The organism is Phytobacter sp. MRY16-398 (assembly GCF_003925915.1).
GTDB classification, from domain to species: domain Bacteria; phylum Pseudomonadota; class Gammaproteobacteria; order Enterobacterales; family Enterobacteriaceae; genus Phytobacter; species Phytobacter diazotrophicus.
This window is the reverse complement of the sequence record NZ_AP018756.1, coordinates 2,715,041-2,728,615: the sequence shown is the minus strand read 5'-3', so window position 1 is coordinate 2,728,615 and position 13,575 is coordinate 2,715,041. Positions and strand designations below refer to the sequence as shown.

General features: G+C 49.9%; 23 protein-coding genes. 9 read left to right on the top strand and 14 right to left on the bottom strand.

All coding sequences use genetic code 11. From position 1 onward, the window contains the following. Positions 1-4: 4 nt before the first annotated feature. The 14 genes from MRY16398_RS30595 to MRY16398_RS13450 all read right to left on the bottom strand — a co-directional run bounded on the left by MRY16398_RS30595 (position 5) and on the right by MRY16398_RS13450 (position 9,209). Positions 5-244, bottom strand: a complete 240-nt coding sequence (locus tag MRY16398_RS30595) for a hypothetical protein (protein WP_172600609.1) — start codon at positions 242-244, stop codon at positions 5-7. Further along, positions 174-521, bottom strand: coding sequence for an HNH endonuclease (locus MRY16398_RS13515; protein ID WP_075203689.1), 348 nt, complete (start codon positions 519-521; stop codon positions 174-176). Before MRY16398_RS13515 ends, MRY16398_RS30595 begins: the two co-directional genes overlap by 71 nt. Continuing rightward, on the bottom strand, positions 521-1,279 hold the full coding sequence (locus MRY16398_RS13510) for a hypothetical protein (protein WP_125124581.1): 759 nt from the start codon (positions 1,277-1,279) through the stop codon (positions 521-523). Before MRY16398_RS13510 ends, MRY16398_RS13515 begins: the two co-directional genes overlap by 1 nt. A gap of 150 nt (positions 1,280-1,429) precedes the next feature. Further along, positions 1,430-1,690: a DUF1378 family protein gene (locus MRY16398_RS13505; protein WP_125124580.1), complete on the bottom strand. Its 261-nt coding sequence runs from the start codon at positions 1,688-1,690 to the stop codon at positions 1,430-1,432. Beyond that, the gene (locus MRY16398_RS13500) at positions 1,687-2,217 is read right to left on the bottom strand and encodes a hypothetical protein (RefSeq protein WP_125124579.1); all 531 of its coding nucleotides are present in this window, start codon (positions 2,215-2,217) and stop codon (positions 1,687-1,689) included. The genes MRY16398_RS13505 and MRY16398_RS13500 overlap by 4 nt, the downstream gene beginning before the upstream one ends. Beyond that, positions 2,214-2,741 (bottom strand): lysozyme, encoded by a 528-nt coding sequence (locus MRY16398_RS13495; protein ID WP_125124578.1) that lies wholly within the window; start codon positions 2,739-2,741, stop codon positions 2,214-2,216. The genes MRY16398_RS13500 and MRY16398_RS13495 overlap by 4 nt, the downstream gene beginning before the upstream one ends. After that, complete coding sequence (locus MRY16398_RS13490) at positions 2,741-2,956, bottom strand: class II holin family protein (RefSeq protein WP_103245751.1); 216 nt, start codon at positions 2,954-2,956, stop codon at positions 2,741-2,743. Before MRY16398_RS13490 ends, MRY16398_RS13495 begins: the two co-directional genes overlap by 1 nt. A gap of 597 nt (positions 2,957-3,553) precedes the next feature. Beyond that, positions 3,554-3,892, bottom strand: a complete 339-nt coding sequence (locus MRY16398_RS31155) for a type II toxin-antitoxin system PemK/MazF family toxin (RefSeq protein ID WP_197718610.1) — start codon at positions 3,890-3,892, stop codon at positions 3,554-3,556. A 1,130-nt stretch (positions 3,893-5,022) separates the two neighbouring features. Then, complete coding sequence (locus MRY16398_RS13475; RefSeq protein WP_071196280.1) at positions 5,023-5,424, bottom strand: antiterminator Q family protein; 402 nt, start codon at positions 5,422-5,424, stop codon at positions 5,023-5,025. A 69-nt stretch (positions 5,425-5,493) separates the two neighbouring features. Then, positions 5,494-6,867 carry a replicative DNA helicase gene (locus tag MRY16398_RS13470; protein ID WP_125124577.1) on the bottom strand — a complete coding sequence of 458 codons (1,374 nt, stop codon included), beginning with the start codon at positions 6,865-6,867 and terminating at the stop codon, positions 5,494-5,496. Then, on the bottom strand, positions 6,864-7,712 hold the full coding sequence (locus tag MRY16398_RS13465; protein WP_125124576.1) for an ATP-binding protein: 849 nt from the start codon (positions 7,710-7,712) through the stop codon (positions 6,864-6,866). The genes MRY16398_RS13470 and MRY16398_RS13465 overlap by 4 nt, the downstream gene beginning before the upstream one ends. 36 nt (positions 7,713-7,748) lie before the next feature. Next, entirely contained in the window at positions 7,749-8,660 is a 912-nt protein-coding gene (locus MRY16398_RS13460) for a helix-turn-helix domain-containing protein (protein WP_125124575.1), read from the bottom strand. Beyond that, positions 8,657-8,953, bottom strand: coding sequence for a transcriptional regulator (locus MRY16398_RS13455; RefSeq protein WP_125124574.1), 297 nt, complete (start codon positions 8,951-8,953; stop codon positions 8,657-8,659). The genes MRY16398_RS13460 and MRY16398_RS13455 overlap by 4 nt, the downstream gene beginning before the upstream one ends. 25 nt (positions 8,954-8,978) lie before the next feature. Then, entirely contained in the window at positions 8,979-9,209 is a 231-nt protein-coding gene (locus MRY16398_RS13450; protein WP_071978052.1) for a transcriptional regulator, read from the bottom strand. A gap of 49 nt (positions 9,210-9,258) precedes the next feature. Between MRY16398_RS13450 and MRY16398_RS13445 the strand changes: the two genes are divergently transcribed. The 9 genes from MRY16398_RS13445 (at position 9,259) to MRY16398_RS13405 (ending at position 13,439) form a co-directional block, all read left to right on the top strand. Further along, positions 9,259-10,044, top strand: coding sequence for a S24 family peptidase (locus tag MRY16398_RS13445; protein ID WP_006811075.1), 786 nt, complete (start codon positions 9,259-9,261; stop codon positions 10,042-10,044). A gap of 175 nt (positions 10,045-10,219) precedes the next feature. Next, positions 10,220-10,651 carry a helix-turn-helix domain-containing protein gene (locus MRY16398_RS13440; RefSeq protein WP_125124573.1) on the top strand — a complete coding sequence of 144 codons (432 nt, stop codon included), beginning with the start codon at positions 10,220-10,222 and terminating at the stop codon, positions 10,649-10,651. 66 nt (positions 10,652-10,717) lie between these two features. Next, positions 10,718-11,104: a S24 family peptidase gene (locus MRY16398_RS13435; RefSeq protein ID WP_125124572.1), complete on the top strand. Its 387-nt coding sequence runs from the start codon at positions 10,718-10,720 to the stop codon at positions 11,102-11,104. Positions 11,105-11,210: 106 nt separating this feature from the next. Next, the gene (locus tag MRY16398_RS13430) at positions 11,211-11,432 is read left to right on the top strand and encodes a hypothetical protein (RefSeq protein WP_125124571.1); all 222 of its coding nucleotides are present in this window, start codon (positions 11,211-11,213) and stop codon (positions 11,430-11,432) included. Further along, positions 11,425-11,784, top strand: a complete 360-nt coding sequence (locus MRY16398_RS13425) for a hypothetical protein (protein ID WP_125124570.1) — start codon at positions 11,425-11,427, stop codon at positions 11,782-11,784. Before MRY16398_RS13430 ends, MRY16398_RS13425 begins: the two co-directional genes overlap by 8 nt. Then, entirely contained in the window at positions 11,781-11,999 is a 219-nt protein-coding gene (locus MRY16398_RS13420) for a ParE family toxin-like protein (protein ID WP_125124569.1), read from the top strand. The genes MRY16398_RS13425 and MRY16398_RS13420 overlap by 4 nt, the downstream gene beginning before the upstream one ends. Continuing rightward, on the top strand, positions 11,996-12,409 hold the full coding sequence (locus tag MRY16398_RS13415; RefSeq protein WP_125124568.1) for a hypothetical protein: 414 nt from the start codon (positions 11,996-11,998) through the stop codon (positions 12,407-12,409). The genes MRY16398_RS13420 and MRY16398_RS13415 overlap by 4 nt, the downstream gene beginning before the upstream one ends. After that, positions 12,409-12,690: a hypothetical protein gene (locus MRY16398_RS13410; RefSeq protein WP_125124567.1), complete on the top strand. Its 282-nt coding sequence runs from the start codon at positions 12,409-12,411 to the stop codon at positions 12,688-12,690. Before MRY16398_RS13415 ends, MRY16398_RS13410 begins: the two co-directional genes overlap by 1 nt. Further along, the gene (locus MRY16398_RS13405) at positions 12,687-13,439 is read left to right on the top strand and encodes an ORF6N domain-containing protein (RefSeq protein WP_125124566.1); all 753 of its coding nucleotides are present in this window, start codon (positions 12,687-12,689) and stop codon (positions 13,437-13,439) included. Before MRY16398_RS13410 ends, MRY16398_RS13405 begins: the two co-directional genes overlap by 4 nt. The last annotated feature ends 136 nt before the right edge of the window (positions 13,440-13,575 follow it).

Below are 13,575 nucleotides of genomic sequence, written 5' to 3'. Positions count from 1 at the left end.
CCTATTAATGATCGGCTGGGGATCCCCAAAAAAAGTTTCGCAACCTGCGGCGGTGTGAAGAAAGGTCAGGCGTCGGTCCCTGGGGCGCGCGGCTGTAGGGATTTGATCCCCCCCCCACCATGATGATAATCGTTATCATTAACATCGAAATGATTGCATTTGAAATGATTTCACTATTGCTTTTCGGTGGCCGTTTTCCTGCGGTGGCAAGGCCAGCAAAGGCTTTGCAGGTTGGCGTCATCATCGGTACCCCCTTGTGCCTTCGGCTTGATATGGTCGACGGTCACAGCAGCCACAGCGCGACCCTCTTTGAGGCATGACTGGCACAGGTGGTTATCGCGGCTCAGGATGCGAGTGCGGCGAATCTCCCACTTGCTGCCATATCCTCGCTGATGTCTGCTCCTGCCCTGCTGGTGCTGCTCCCAGCCTTCGTTGCGGTGCTTATCGCAGTAGCCTGAGCGGTCCGTGGTAGTGCCTGGGCATCCACGCTTTCGGCACGCTCGCGGTATTAGCGCGGGCATCAGCGCAGCCCATACAGCACACCACCAGGCTTAAGAGCATTGGCAAGGGCATTATTCACAACCTGGTTAATGTGTTCCGTAATAGCAGCCTGAGCGGAAGCCAGATCCGCCATCGCCGCATCTTGTCTGGTTAGTGCTGCTTTTGTCGCTTCAATAACAGCGTTAGCAGCCTGCTGGATTTGCCGCTGGATGGTGGGTTCACCGCTGTCATTTACCTCAACCGTCACTTTGAAACGGTCAGCCCTGAACACCACTGACTGCTGCTCGTCGCCAGTTGGTTTCTCAACGAACTGGCCGCTGTCACGAACGGCGGCAATAACAGCATCTCGCATCTCATCAGAAAGTTTAATCGCAGTTGATAACGGGTTAATTCCAGTACAAGAGGTAGCTAAGTGGATAGTACTAATGCTGGCGTCAGCATCACCGGATAGTTCTTTGCTCATAGCCTTTTCAGGCGTAAGAAACCCACCACGCGGATAATGCAAATCATCAGCGACAGTAATGCCCCAACTATCGTTAAATGGATGTGGCACGCCGAGTTCATCCACGGCAATGGCCGAGAGTTCAAACCCATCAGGGCAAATCACATTCAGAGAACGCTTGAAACCTGAATCTGTTTTGCCCACAAAATCCAGGCGGCCAACCAACAACTTTTCAGCTTCATTGCTGGCGTACACGTGAACAGTAAGGTGATCACTGGAAAGCGTAGAGCCAAGTGATGAAATGTTGACGATCACTTTTTTAATCTGGCAGTTCATGTTTGTTTCCTTTTAGGTGTGAGCCTGACGCACGGGAAGACCGCCCGATAAAGCGGAATGCCCCAGGCTCACTACTGAAAGATATCGTTAGGGCGTGCGCGTGCGAGGCGCATAAAAAAGCCCCGCGATTGCGAGGCTATGATGATGCAGTTAACCAACCACCGGGCCGGATGTGCTCGTTGCTGTGGGATCTGGAGCGGCGGCTGATACTGCCTGGAGTTGTTTAAGACGGACCTGCACCAGAGCTTCAACCTTATCGGCTTCGGCCTTTGCAGCCGCTGCGGCTTCCTGTGCTTTCGCTTCGGCGTGGGCTTTGAACCAGTCACGGATTTTTACCCAGCCACCAGCGATGAGCAGGAATGCACTGGTAGCGGCGGAGAAGTACAGCAATACACTCTCAAAGAACGTCATTTCGTTTTCCCTTGCCTGAGTTGTTCAGCCTGCCGGATGGCGGCCAGTTGGTTGTTTGCTTTCTCTATCGCAGCCAGCAGAGGTTCTATCCAGAGAACAGCCTGGCAGTACGTCAGTTGGCTGGAGGGAGTGGGGGCACTACCGGCTTTGTCAGTTCCGGAGGTAGCGGATTGCATTGCCCCGGCACGTAGACTGTTCGTGTAGTTGAGCAGCCCGTCAGCAACATAAGCAGGCACAGGGTAATCACACGTTTTTTCACGGCGGAGTATCTCGCGGTATTCGATAACGGTTGTTTCTGCTTTGGCGTCCACGGCGGCATTAGCATCTGCGGTACCGGATGCCAGCGCGCTGAATGCCTGACTTTCTGTTGCCTGCTGTTGAATGACTTTCGCCTGCATCAGGACATTGGCATCAGCGGTATCAGCGCGGCTGCTGTTGCTCGCATAGCGGGAACCAAAGAACAGGCCAAGCCCGGACACCAGCAGGATCAGTAATACGATGATGCTGGCGCGTGCTTCGGCGCTCACTGGTCTATCCCCCAGCACGCAAGCGCACTTTCCTGGTCCCGACGTTCAATCTGCCCATAGCAGTTGTTGGAACGTACCCGGCAATCTTTGCCGCCGTCTTTAATCCACCAGCGGATAGCTTCACATGCGCCTTTGCGATCGCCTGCGTTCATGCGCTGGTAGAACGTCGATGGAAAACACTTGCCGGGGCCGATGTTGTACGGGCAAAACGAGGCAATCCCGGCCTTCTGCGGTTCGGTGAGCGGCACTTTGATGTTTCTGTCCACCCACGCCAGCGCCGCATCACGCTCTTTCGCGTTCACTTGGTCACATTTAGCCTGCGTCAGCTTCATGCCCTGCACCACCGGCTTACCATCCACCAGCGTGGCACCACGGCAAATAGTCCAGATGCCGGAACCGTCGCGATATGCAGTTAGGCTGTTCCCCTCTTTCTCATTGAGGAACTGATCGAGGATGACCGTTGCTGGCGCACCAGCAAGGACCAGACCCAGTACTGCGGCGCTTAACTTTGCCTTCGCTCCCATTACTGGCCCCTGGCGGCTTTTCGCCGATCCTCTTTGATTTTGAAATACAGATTGGTCAGATACGTCAGCAGACCAAAAAGAATACTGGCGAGAACACCAATTGCCGCCCACTGCGAGGGCGAGACTTTATCCAGTAGCTGGAGCACCCAGAACCCTCCGTTTGCTCCGGCAAAACCGTAGCTCACACCAGTTGTGATTTTGTCCATTCGATACATGCTCCACCTCCGCTTTTGGGAAGTGCTGTGTGGTTAGATTGGGGGATAAAAAAAGACCTGCTCGGACGAACAGGTCTAAATCAGGGTATGCTCATTTTTATTGTGCGTGGTGCCGGGTGCCTCCCGGTGAAACACTGACTGGACAGCGTTCCGCATGCATCTACTTCCGAGGAGAACCAGTAATGCCCCGCCGCACAGGGGGGCTCACCACATCAACAATGTAAATTTTTTCGGATAATAACGTCAAGCGAATGGCTTCGGTCGCCGGAGCAATCACAACCAGACCAGTAGAGGGAACGGTCCAGCGACCAAAGATGGCGGCCTCAGCGCAAGCGCCTGACGGTTGGGCAATGAGCCGCCGTCAGTGAGGCCTGAATACAAAAAAGGCCCGCCGAAGCGAGCCTTAAAAATGACAAAGGCACCTGTTAAGGTGCCTTATCCACAGGGGCGGCAGGCTTGTCATCACCGTCTTGCCGCTCCTGGCTTCCTGGCGGAAGTCTCACAAGTCCCATAAGGGTACGGGCACAGTATTAGGCAACAATTAACATAAGTCAACCCAAGACATGGCCGGACAATTCAAGATACCAAAACCATAAGCTATCTAATTAAGTGAGGCATCCCCATGCCATGAAGTATTCCATTCCTGATCAACTCAAACTCTTGCGTGCTGATTTGAGGAACGATGTAACTACGCCCCTCCAATGTTCGAATCTTTATTCTATCAAGCCTTGCAAGTGATACCGTCATAACCATGTCGCATTTAACCCAGCAAGCAATATGCTCATTGCCAGGGATGGGATTAACAGATAGCTCATGGTGACAATCTCTTATCTGAATGGGTGCGGTTGTGCTGATTGGCACCACTGTAACCAATTGATTATGGTGGCGGTTCCTCGCGACAACTACTATCGGTCTCTTTTTGACAATTTCAGGCATAACCATTCATGCAAAATCGCACATCAGAACAGAACGCACAGCAGGTTGAAATTTTAATCCCATGAAATGATTCGCTTGGTGATGACAATTTGTTGATTTTACCCCAACAAAATCATGGATGCATTGTTATCATGGTTATGCGATGTTCAATAAAAAAGCCGCTCAGAGGAACGGGCAGAAATGTAGGCAATGCTGATTCTGTACCGGATCGAGAAGTACCTAATAGTCCGAGCTACCGATTTACCAGGAGAGCGCTCGCTTTTTCCGTTACTGCCTTTTAAACATAGCTGGAGAAGCCGAAACGACAACCCCACTACCAAATAGCTTAGTGGCATTGTGTGGTGCCGGGTGCCTCCCGGTGAGCCTTTGGTCAGCCACCATGACTCGCGCATACGGTTTAGCAAATAAAGCAATGCTGTTCACGCCCCTCCGCATAGGGGGATTCACCACTGGACTAATATAAAATCACTGCACCAGAGCCGTCAATGACTAGACGGATTTTATAAGGATATTGAAAAAAAGCCCACTCACAGGGAGCAGGCCTAAAGAGAAAAATAACAAAACAGAGAATACTGTGGCGCCGGGTGCCTCCCGGTATGCCTTCGGTCAGTTAACCAGGGCATGTGTGTAATAACACAACTTCAACTGATTACACCCCTCCGCTCAGGGGGATTCACCACATGGACAATATAAAATTGCCAGAGCTAATTCGTCAACGAGTTAAACTCATCGTTAAATCAAAACAATCGCTTTGACCATAAAAAAAACCTGCCACGGGACAGGTCATAAATCAGGGTTAGTTTTATAGTTGTTATGTATGATGCCGGGTGCCTCCCGGTGGGCAGTCGGGCAACTATGCACCTGCCCGTGTAAGCCACAGAGACAACAGACTGTCTTACACCCCTCCGCACAGGGGGATTCACCATGCGTCAAATTTAACATCTGAAGACGTTCGTTTCAATGCTATACGACGATGTGACAGGGGTACTGATGCAGTGCATCTCGCGAATACCCCTGTCGTATCGCCGGAAAGCAAAAACCCCGCCGAGGCAGGGTTTCGATGATTAAGCTGTGTGTCGAAGTGACCACTCTTAACACAATAATAGGTAAAATTCGTAACGAAAAGCTTTTTATGCAACTTTTACAACTCGATTTCGCTGCGTCCAGTCGTCCATTTCTAGTGTCGCTCCTGACATGATGATGCAGGCATCAATAAATGTTTCTGCAATCATCAGTTTCTGTCTGATTTTACCCTCAGAGCACTTCTCCCAGCGGGAAATTGTGGATTTCGAAACGTCATACATGTAGTGGAGCATAATAAGCTTAAGCTCATCATGGCGCCCGGTCTTACCCAACATACCCACTGCGGTATCAACAATGATGCCGTCGTTATCACAGCAGGACGGGCGGGATTTTCCTGCCTGAGGAATGAGTCCTTTGAATCCAGCGCCAACCGGAGACCAGTCAACCCGAGAACCTTCGTTAGAGGCCCATGCTCCCCATCGTTCAAGCACCATTTGAATATCACGCATTGTTCTCTCCCGATATTTCGCTGATGAGTAATCCCTGTGGGCTGAAATGTTTGAGACCTGATTCCATTTTCATTGCGCATTCTCCCACTTCTGACCGCTATAACGTTTAGTCTGTGTTCTTTGTTGTGGTGTGCACCGGCGGCGGGCCTCATCCTGGTCGACGGGCAGGAAGTGTCCGTTAAAGAAACGGCGATATACCGTGCCGAGCGCACCGTTGCGTTGTTTTGTGACATTGATTTCGGCGATACCTTTCGCCATTGACTCCGGGTTATAGACTTCATCGCGGTAGAGCATCATGATGATGTCCGCATCCGCTTCGATTTCCCCGGAGTTTTTTAAATCAGAGTTCATTGGGCGCTTATTGGGGCGTGATTCAACGCCGCGGGAAAGTTGACTCAGGGCGATGACGGGTATCTGGTTTGCCTTTGCCAGCCTCTTTAGCCCCTTCGACACCTCACCAACAGCCAGGTCATATCGTGCGGCACTCTGTATCCTGATAAGCGCCAGATAATCAATGACCACCAGTGCCATTTCCGGGTGTGCAATCTTCCACCGGGTGGCTGTCTGGCTAATCTGATCAAGCGTCAGGTTTGTGGCGTCAACCATCCAGACCTTGCGCCCGGTCAGTCGCCCGACGCCTGTCGTCAGTCGCGCCCAGTCCTCATCTTCAAATTTGTCTGCGGCCTTGAGGCGCGATACGGGCATTCCGCCCGCGGCGGAAACCATGCGCTCGGTTATCTGAATACTGGACATCTCCAGCGAGAAGAACAGTACGCCCTGCCCCCGCTCTGACACCTTATCGATAATATCCAGCGCCAGTTCTGTCTTGCCCATTGACGGGCGCGCGGCAATAAACACCAGGTCACCAGGTTCAATACCTCCCGTTTTCTCGTCCATCTCAGTAATGCCGGTAAGCAGCAGGTGACCCGCGTCGCGCCCCTGCATTCTGGCTTCCACCTTCTCAACGACGCCCGGGAGTAACTCATCAATCGCAACAGGCTGCACCAGTCCGTCATCGATACCGATGCAGGCCATAGCGCTTTGTGCCTGCTCCAGTGCAGCCACAGCAGCTTCACCGGTAGCAGCATTGCAGATACTATCCATCGCGGTTTCGATAACCTGATACGCATCCCGGACAGCTGCATTGCGCATCAGTGTTGCGACATACGAGGGTAGCGAGGATTTTGCCCAGGCGATGGGGGCCGTGGCACTGATAATGGCCTCATACCCGGGCATCTGACCGCACAGCAGTATCGGGTCAATAACGCCAGTGCCTCTTGCCTGTCGGCATACCCCGGCGTAAATATCCCGGTACTGGCTGACAGAAAACGCGGTTGCCGGCAGTCGGGATATCACATCCATCACTTCGGGATCCGCACCACGCAGGAGTATTGCGCCAATCACCGCCCCTTCCAGATCGGTGTTTTTCCACACAGGCGTCATTCGGTCACTCCATTGCCGCGATAGCTTTCCCAGTTAAACACCTGGCGGTTTCGCCCGCCGTCAGTGACGCGATCGACGATGCGCTCACCAATCGCATCTTTCAGTTGGTCAAATGTCAGGTTACTGATCAGGATGGTAGGCAAAATACTCTCGTAGCGGGCATTGATAACCTCCTGCAGGATGGCTGATTCGGCCAGGCTGCCAAACTGCACACCCACCTCGTCGATAATCAGCAGATCCAGTGAAATGAAGTGGTCCAGTACGTCATCCTCGGTGTGGTCGGAATTATTGCGCCAGGTGTTTTTTACGGCACGGGTCAGGCGCATAACGTCGGTGATTTCCACCCGCGCAAGATGGTTACGAATGATGGTTTTCGCCAGAGAAACGGCGAGGTGGTTTTTGCCTGTCCCGCATTTTCCCAGCATCACCAGTCCGGTTCCTGCAGCAAGGCGGTCTGGCCAGCTTTCGGCATAACGCTGACAGGCTGAAAGGTTTTTGGCTGCGCCCGGGGTTACGGGCTGATAAGTGGCGAATTCGCAATGTTCAAAGCGGCGGGCAATCCCGGCTTCGCTCAGCAGGTCAGACACGCGCAGCGAACGCAGCTTCTCGTCGACCTGAGCGATCTCATCGCGAATACAGGCGGGGCAACGTGAGACCTTGAAGTTTTCGTTGCCACGAAGGTCTTTGCCGATCAGCGTGAACTGCCCGAAATCGCCATGTCCGGCATTCGCAGTGCATTCAATGGTCCTGATTTCGCCACTGTGCCAGTGACCAAACTGCCAGGGTTTTTTATGCTCAACAGCAAATGACAGTTCTTCGTTGAGGTTTTCCTGCTGCGCTTTCAGCGCTGATTAAGATCCAACATGTTAATCACTCCGTTATCACCAGTTGCAGTCCGACTCGCCATAATCCTGCTCACTAAAACCCGATACCGGGAGTACGTTTCGTCGCCCACCTCCGGGAGCGGATGGTGCCTGCCAGGGTTCGTCAAAGTGTCGGTCAGGGCCGAAGAACGTCGCCGCCTGTTTCACGTACTGCGTTCCGGCGCTACCGGTTGCGCGGACATATGCCGCATAGCGATTTACGCCATCCAGCATTGCCACAGTGGTAACACCGTCTTTGATTCGAGCTTTCCAGGCTTTCCAGGCAGCAGCTTTAGAATTACCGCCAGCACGTTTAGGGTATGCCTGCCAGGCCTGCTCGAAGTCGTTGGAATAGTTCTCTTTGGAAGAGCGATTTTCAGAATAGGCTTTGCTACACACGCCAATATCTTGTGATTCTTGTTTTGAATTTACTTGTGGATCATGTTTTGAATTTACTTGTGGATCTGGGGTCAGATTCTGACGGGTGAAAACGCCATTTTTGTCAGAATCTGACGGGTGAAAACTGTCTGAACGTCCAGAATCTGACGGTTCAGATTTTGAAGGGTCAGAATCTGACGGGTGAAAACTGTTAGCCCTGCGTTGCTGTTTCATCGCGGCTACCTTGTCCTTCTCAATGCGTGCCAAAGCCTCCAGGCGATCAGCATTCAAATGATAAAGATTGGACGTGTTGCGATTACCTTTACGGCGTGAATCACGACGCAGCCAACCGGCAGACTCGAGTTCAGCAATGGCGGTTCTGACCGTACTTTCACCCAAACCCAGCTGGCGGCAAATGGTCTCAACGCTCGGATAGCAGACACCATCATCATTCGAGTAGTCAGCCAGACGAGCCATAATCACCAGCTTTGCACCCTTAATGTCATGCGCGGCGCATGCGTCCCAGACGTTACCGAGAATTTTGCTACTCATACAAACTCCTGAACTGGCGTGATTGTGTAGCCGCGAGCTGGCTCAATCCGAGTTTTAAGGCCTGTATCGTGGGCACCAATTTTTCTCACTTTCAGGCAAGCTGCGCGTTCAAGTGCCTTGATCTCCTTAAACATGGCTTGTTTTGAGCAGCAACAGAATTCAGCCAGGACCTGATGATCGATAACTCGCTCCCCCTCTCCATCCATAGATCCGCCCATCAAAATGCGAAGCATGACCAACCGCTGAAGTGGGTTATCGAATGTATATTCACGTACGAAGTCAGAGTGATTCATGATTCCTCCAGCATGCCGTGACATGTCACACCTCATTGCCCGGATGTGGGAAAACAAGCATTTCTCGCTTGAGGGGTTTTTTACCCACAAAAGTTCTACTTGCTGCTTCAATAGAAGTTGCAAGTTTTGGTGACGCATTTCTGTATCCGTAGGCAATAAGATTCAAATATCCTGTTGATGTACCGCTCTTAACTGCCAAAGCGTGCCACTCTTCTTTAGTGGAAGCACGACGCCAGGAAAGAAGTTCGTTTTCCATACCCACACCTCAATTTATCATTTTGGTAAAGTTTATCTTTACGATAACTATGAGGCAAGATAAATTTATCAAATTGGGTATTTATCATATTGCTAAAAAGTGGGAGTATTTGGTCATGGACATAAAAAACATTCGACGTCAGAACCTAAACAGGTTGATTGGTGAGTACATCGTGGAAGGTTATACCAAGGCACAAATTGCTGAAAAAATTGGTATACCCCCTTCTCAACTGAGTCAGTTATCTGGCTCTAACGCCTCTCGTAACATTGGTGACATAATAGCTAGGAGAATTGAGTCAAGTATGGGCCTGCCCCATGGCTGGATGGATTCAAAGAGAGCAGATGTTGATGCATCTGGTACCAAGCCTAACTTTTTCATAAATCCACTGACAAAAAATCAGCAACAATACCGAATTGAGGTGCTGGACACTGAGTTCAGTTGCGGAAGTGGCAGGATGAACATGGACTATCCTGAAATAGTTAAATCGATTGAACTTGATCCAGAGGAAGCTAAAAGGATGTTTGGTGGGCGTAGCCCTACCTCCCTGAAAATCTGCACGGTTGTCGGCGATAGCATGCTCGGGACTATTTTCCCTGGGGATCTTGTCGTTATAGACGTTACGGTAAACCGGTTGATAGGTGATGGGATTTATGCGTTCGTTTATGGTGACAACTTTCATATCAAACGCTTACAGCTGCTTAAGGACAAGCTGGTAGTCATCAGCGATAATTCAACTTACGAAAAATGGTTTGTATCTGAAACTGATCAAAGCGAGTTTCACATTCAGGGCTTAGTTGTCGGTAGATGGCAAATGTCATACAACCGTTTGGGGTGAGACTCATACATATAAAAAACCAGCTTCGGCTGGTTTTTTTATGCCCTGCACAAAATAATTTACTATATATATCAATATCATAACCACTAATTTATCATAATTTATCAAAAAGATATTTACCAAAATTTATCTTTGAGATAAAGTTCATTCATCGGCAAACAACGGAGCCAATGAAATGAATACTCAAATCACCGTAGCCAAAACCATCGGCAAAAGAATATTAAATCAAAGATCTTCGCTTCGACTCTCTCAGGATTTTTTGGCTGATCATCTTGGTTTAACAACCGAAACCATTAACAACTGGGAAACGGAAAAAACTGTTCCGTTTGCTTACCAGTTAATCCAATTGGCTAACATTCTTCATTCTGATGTTCTGTGGCTCATTTCAGGAAACGAGCAGTGCGGTGAATTTACAGAACCAACAAGTATTATAACGTCCAATCAACTTAACTCATGGCTTGCTGATATTGGCAATTGCAGAATGGCTTTATCTAACGCTATGGATTGCATGCCTCCGGAATTGTCGGCTATCGGTACACTAACTATCGTTTATGAAAAATTAGACGACTTGCAAGAAGCCATCTGCAAGCAAGCCGACAAAATTTAAAATTAATTAACATTATTTAATTAACACCTTTCTTGGTGGGGAAAAACTCACCCTGAGGAAATGAAAATGCAAAATTCCGTCGCAATTAATCAGCCAGTTAAAACGCCTCAAATGCTGTTCGGAACTGACAACATTAATGACTTTGGCAACCGCGTTCAAAGCTGCCGGATGGAAGGTGATTCAATGCAGCCGACCATCGAACCATGTGAGGTTGTGGCTTTCGTTGATTGCGGTGGATGTGCGCTTACCTCTGGCATTTATGTTTACACAATGGATGCTTTTGGTCGCCCATGCATTTTCATTAAGAGAATTGAGCCATTAGCTGATGGCTCATTAAAAATCATCTCTGATAACCATCATTACGAAACATTCACCCTTAACACCGATGAACAGAAAGAAATCAAAATTCACTGTCGGGTAGTAGCTTCTTTAGCTGTGAGGCGCTTCGTATGACTTTCATCATTGATAAATCGGCATATAGAACAGCATGCCTTTATGCGGCCTGCGGTTACGAGGTAATCGCTCGTCTTTATCTTAAAAAAGCATATGGTCGTTAATTATGGGTGTTTTAAAAAGACAGGATATTCAGGAAGTGAATATCAAAGCGGAGAAGTTGTCAGTCTTGACGCAAACATTATTTGAATATCACGACAAGTTAGACAGATTTCAACTTAAAACAATATGCGCTCTGGTTTATGACCTCGCCGCTGAGATTCATGGATGGACCGAAAAAGAAGAGGAAATAGTTATGGGTTTGGAGGAGGAAAAGCGCAATGGATAAATTAATCGAGACATATCGACGCCGAATTTTAAAAGCAGCGTTATTACGCCACCAGCGAAAAACAGGAAGTACCTGCATTGTTATTAGCCTGCCGAAAGGTGGAATTAAAACGCTGGAGCTAACCGAATTACTTTTGGATGGACTTCTTTGCCGTTTCGAGAGGCTGGCGCGTGGGCAAGAAGGTTCCGTGAATGGTGATAAATCAATCCGGGATATATATCGCAATGCAGTCGATGTGAATGGTCATGGTGAATTCCTGACCGAGAGCGGAAAATTGCTGATAGATGACCTAGTTGCAGAGCTGGTTAATCACGCAAAGAAAATGGCCGCAATTAAACAGGAGCAATCATGACCATTACTGCATTACGTGTACCTGAATGGGTACATGAACAAGCTGTTATTACCGTTCGCCGGTTCCGTCAGCGCCGCATCCAGGCCACCAGGATTATGTGCGGCAACATCAGCCTCAAAGTGAATCGCCGCTGGCGGCTGCTGTCGCGTGACGGCGGTAAGAACTGGATCGTCATGAGCCATGAAAAATACAACGGAGCGAAAGACAGAAAATGAAAGATACTCGCACCTTTAGCATGATTGATTTCGCATTACAGCGGCATGACACCCCTGCCGGCCCTCTTTTTGTTGCTCAGCGTCATGGCCGCATTAAAAAGTGTTTCACCCAGGAAACGGCAATCCGTTATCTGGCCTTCTTCATGACCAGCAAAGCTTTCGAACATTCGGGATTTCGGCAGCGGCACCCAATGGTACGCATTGACCGGGATGACCGGGAAGTCTGGCGTGATGGCGAAACTACCACCGAGTACCTGGAAGCTCACCAGCGTTGCGTTCGTCGCCTTCGCCGTATCCTGGCAAAAAAGCGCGAGGCTAAACAGTGGTGCGAAAAATGGGACGCGTTTCATGACCGCTATGTGAAAGAGCGTGACGATCTGCAGGCCAGCAAACCGGTGGGGGTGCGCTGATGGCAAGCCAGGATAAACCAAATCTGTTGTCTGTTGAGTCTGCACATCGGGTTTCTAACGTGAAACACCTGCGTCGGCGGTCGAAAATTTACAGTCCGGAAGAGTTTCTGGCTCTGCCAATGGTGCAGGAGTTTATCAAGAACAACCCGAACCAGTATTTCGTCAATGAAGAGACTGGCGAACAGATGATGGCTCAGGAACTGGCAGAGCTTTATTGCTCGGTCAATAACGGAAAGAAGATAAAAAAAGCCCTACGTCGTGCATTTGGAGAAAAAGTATGAATACCGTAACCATCAATAACAAACAACTTCCAGCAGTCGAGTATCGCGGGCAACGTGTCGTGACATTCTCCATGATTGATGATGCCCATAATCGCCCAGATGGCACGGCCAGCCGCGCATATCGTGAGAATCGCGATCGCTTCATTGAAGGTGAGGATTTCTTTTCCGTTAGCACCGACGAAATTCGTCGGGACAATTTTTATACGCTTTCTTCAATGGCTCGTGGCCACGTCACTTTTCTTACTGAATCCGGCTACCTGATGCTGGTGAAGTCTTTCACCGACGATTTAGCCTGGCGAGTTCAACGCGAGCTGATAAACGGGTATTTCCGGTCCCGGCATGCGCAACCTCTTACCGAAATCGAGATGATCGCCGCAATGGCCGCCGATGCCGTTCGCCAGCAAAAGCGACTAAGCCATGTCGAAGAGCAGATTGATACTGTCACCGAAGCCGTAGAATACATTAAGCGCGGCAACATGCGTGCTGGTTATGTCGGTTATCGCCAGGTGGTCGCCCAAAGCGGCATGACCGATGCGAAGTGTCGCAATCTGGTTAACGCCTACCGGATCCCGACTGACACCCACGAGTTCATGACGCCGGATGGGTTGCTTTCCCGCCGGGCTATCGTGGAGCTTGAGCCTTTCATGCGCACATTTCGCCAGATGATGTCCGAAGCAGAGCCGCGTGGCACACGCTGGTATCACCCGAAGATGGGCTTGTTTCAGGCTATTGGCTGGGAGGAAAAATGATGAATCTCCTGCCATGTCCGCTTTGCGGAAACGATCAGATCGGGGCTACAACGGTCATTTCATCCGTACCTGAGCATACTGAATGGGTTTCTCTGTACTGCTCGTGCTGCGGATTGAACCTGCCACCGAATGATCG

Excerpts from the sequence above, each read along its gene's own strand:
- MRY16398_RS30595 (WP_172600609.1), bottom strand. The coding sequence starts at position 244 with ATGATGACGCCAACCTGCAAAGCCTTTGCTGGCCTTGCCACCGCAGGA.
- MRY16398_RS13515 (WP_075203689.1), bottom strand. The coding sequence starts at position 521 with ATGCCCGCGCTAATACCGCGAGCGTGCCGAAAGCGTGGATGCCCAGGC.
- MRY16398_RS13510 (WP_125124581.1), bottom strand. The coding sequence starts at position 1,279 with ATGAACTGCCAGATTAAAAAAGTGATCGTCAACATTTCATCACTTGGC.
- MRY16398_RS13505 (WP_125124580.1), bottom strand. The coding sequence starts at position 1,690 with ATGACGTTCTTTGAGAGTGTATTGCTGTACTTCTCCGCCGCTACCAGT.
- MRY16398_RS13495 (WP_125124578.1), bottom strand. The coding sequence starts at position 2,741 with ATGGGAGCGAAGGCAAAGTTAAGCGCCGCAGTACTGGGTCTGGTCCTT.
- MRY16398_RS13490 (WP_103245751.1), bottom strand. The coding sequence starts at position 2,956 with ATGTATCGAATGGACAAAATCACAACTGGTGTGAGCTACGGTTTTGCC.
- MRY16398_RS31155 (WP_197718610.1), bottom strand. The coding sequence starts at position 3,892 with ATGCCTGAAATTGTCAAAAAGAGACCGATAGTAGTTGTCGCGAGGAAC.
- MRY16398_RS13475 (WP_071196280.1), bottom strand. The coding sequence starts at position 5,424 with ATGCGTGATATTCAAATGGTGCTTGAACGATGGGGAGCATGGGCCTCT.
- MRY16398_RS13470 (WP_125124577.1), bottom strand. The coding sequence starts at position 6,867 with ATGACGCCTGTGTGGAAAAACACCGATCTGGAAGGGGCGGTGATTGGC.
- MRY16398_RS13460 (WP_125124575.1), bottom strand. The coding sequence starts at position 8,660 with ATGAGTAGCAAAATTCTCGGTAACGTCTGGGACGCATGCGCCGCGCAT.
- MRY16398_RS13455 (WP_125124574.1), bottom strand. The coding sequence starts at position 8,953 with ATGAATCACTCTGACTTCGTACGTGAATATACATTCGATAACCCACTT.
- MRY16398_RS13450 (WP_071978052.1), bottom strand. The coding sequence starts at position 9,209 with ATGGAAAACGAACTTCTTTCCTGGCGTCGTGCTTCCACTAAAGAAGAG.
- MRY16398_RS13445 (WP_006811075.1), top strand. The coding sequence starts at position 9,259 with ATGAGGCAAGATAAATTTATCAAATTGGGTATTTATCATATTGCTAAA.
- MRY16398_RS13440 (WP_125124573.1), top strand. The coding sequence starts at position 10,220 with ATGAATACTCAAATCACCGTAGCCAAAACCATCGGCAAAAGAATATTA.
- MRY16398_RS13435 (WP_125124572.1), top strand. The coding sequence starts at position 10,718 with ATGCAAAATTCCGTCGCAATTAATCAGCCAGTTAAAACGCCTCAAATG.
- MRY16398_RS13430 (WP_125124571.1), top strand. The coding sequence starts at position 11,211 with ATGGGTGTTTTAAAAAGACAGGATATTCAGGAAGTGAATATCAAAGCG.
- MRY16398_RS13425 (WP_125124570.1), top strand. The coding sequence starts at position 11,425 with ATGGATAAATTAATCGAGACATATCGACGCCGAATTTTAAAAGCAGCG.
- MRY16398_RS13420 (WP_125124569.1), top strand. The coding sequence starts at position 11,781 with ATGACCATTACTGCATTACGTGTACCTGAATGGGTACATGAACAAGCT.
- MRY16398_RS13415 (WP_125124568.1), top strand. The coding sequence starts at position 11,996 with ATGAAAGATACTCGCACCTTTAGCATGATTGATTTCGCATTACAGCGG.
- MRY16398_RS13410 (WP_125124567.1), top strand. The coding sequence starts at position 12,409 with ATGGCAAGCCAGGATAAACCAAATCTGTTGTCTGTTGAGTCTGCACAT.
- MRY16398_RS13405 (WP_125124566.1), top strand. The coding sequence starts at position 12,687 with ATGAATACCGTAACCATCAATAACAAACAACTTCCAGCAGTCGAGTAT.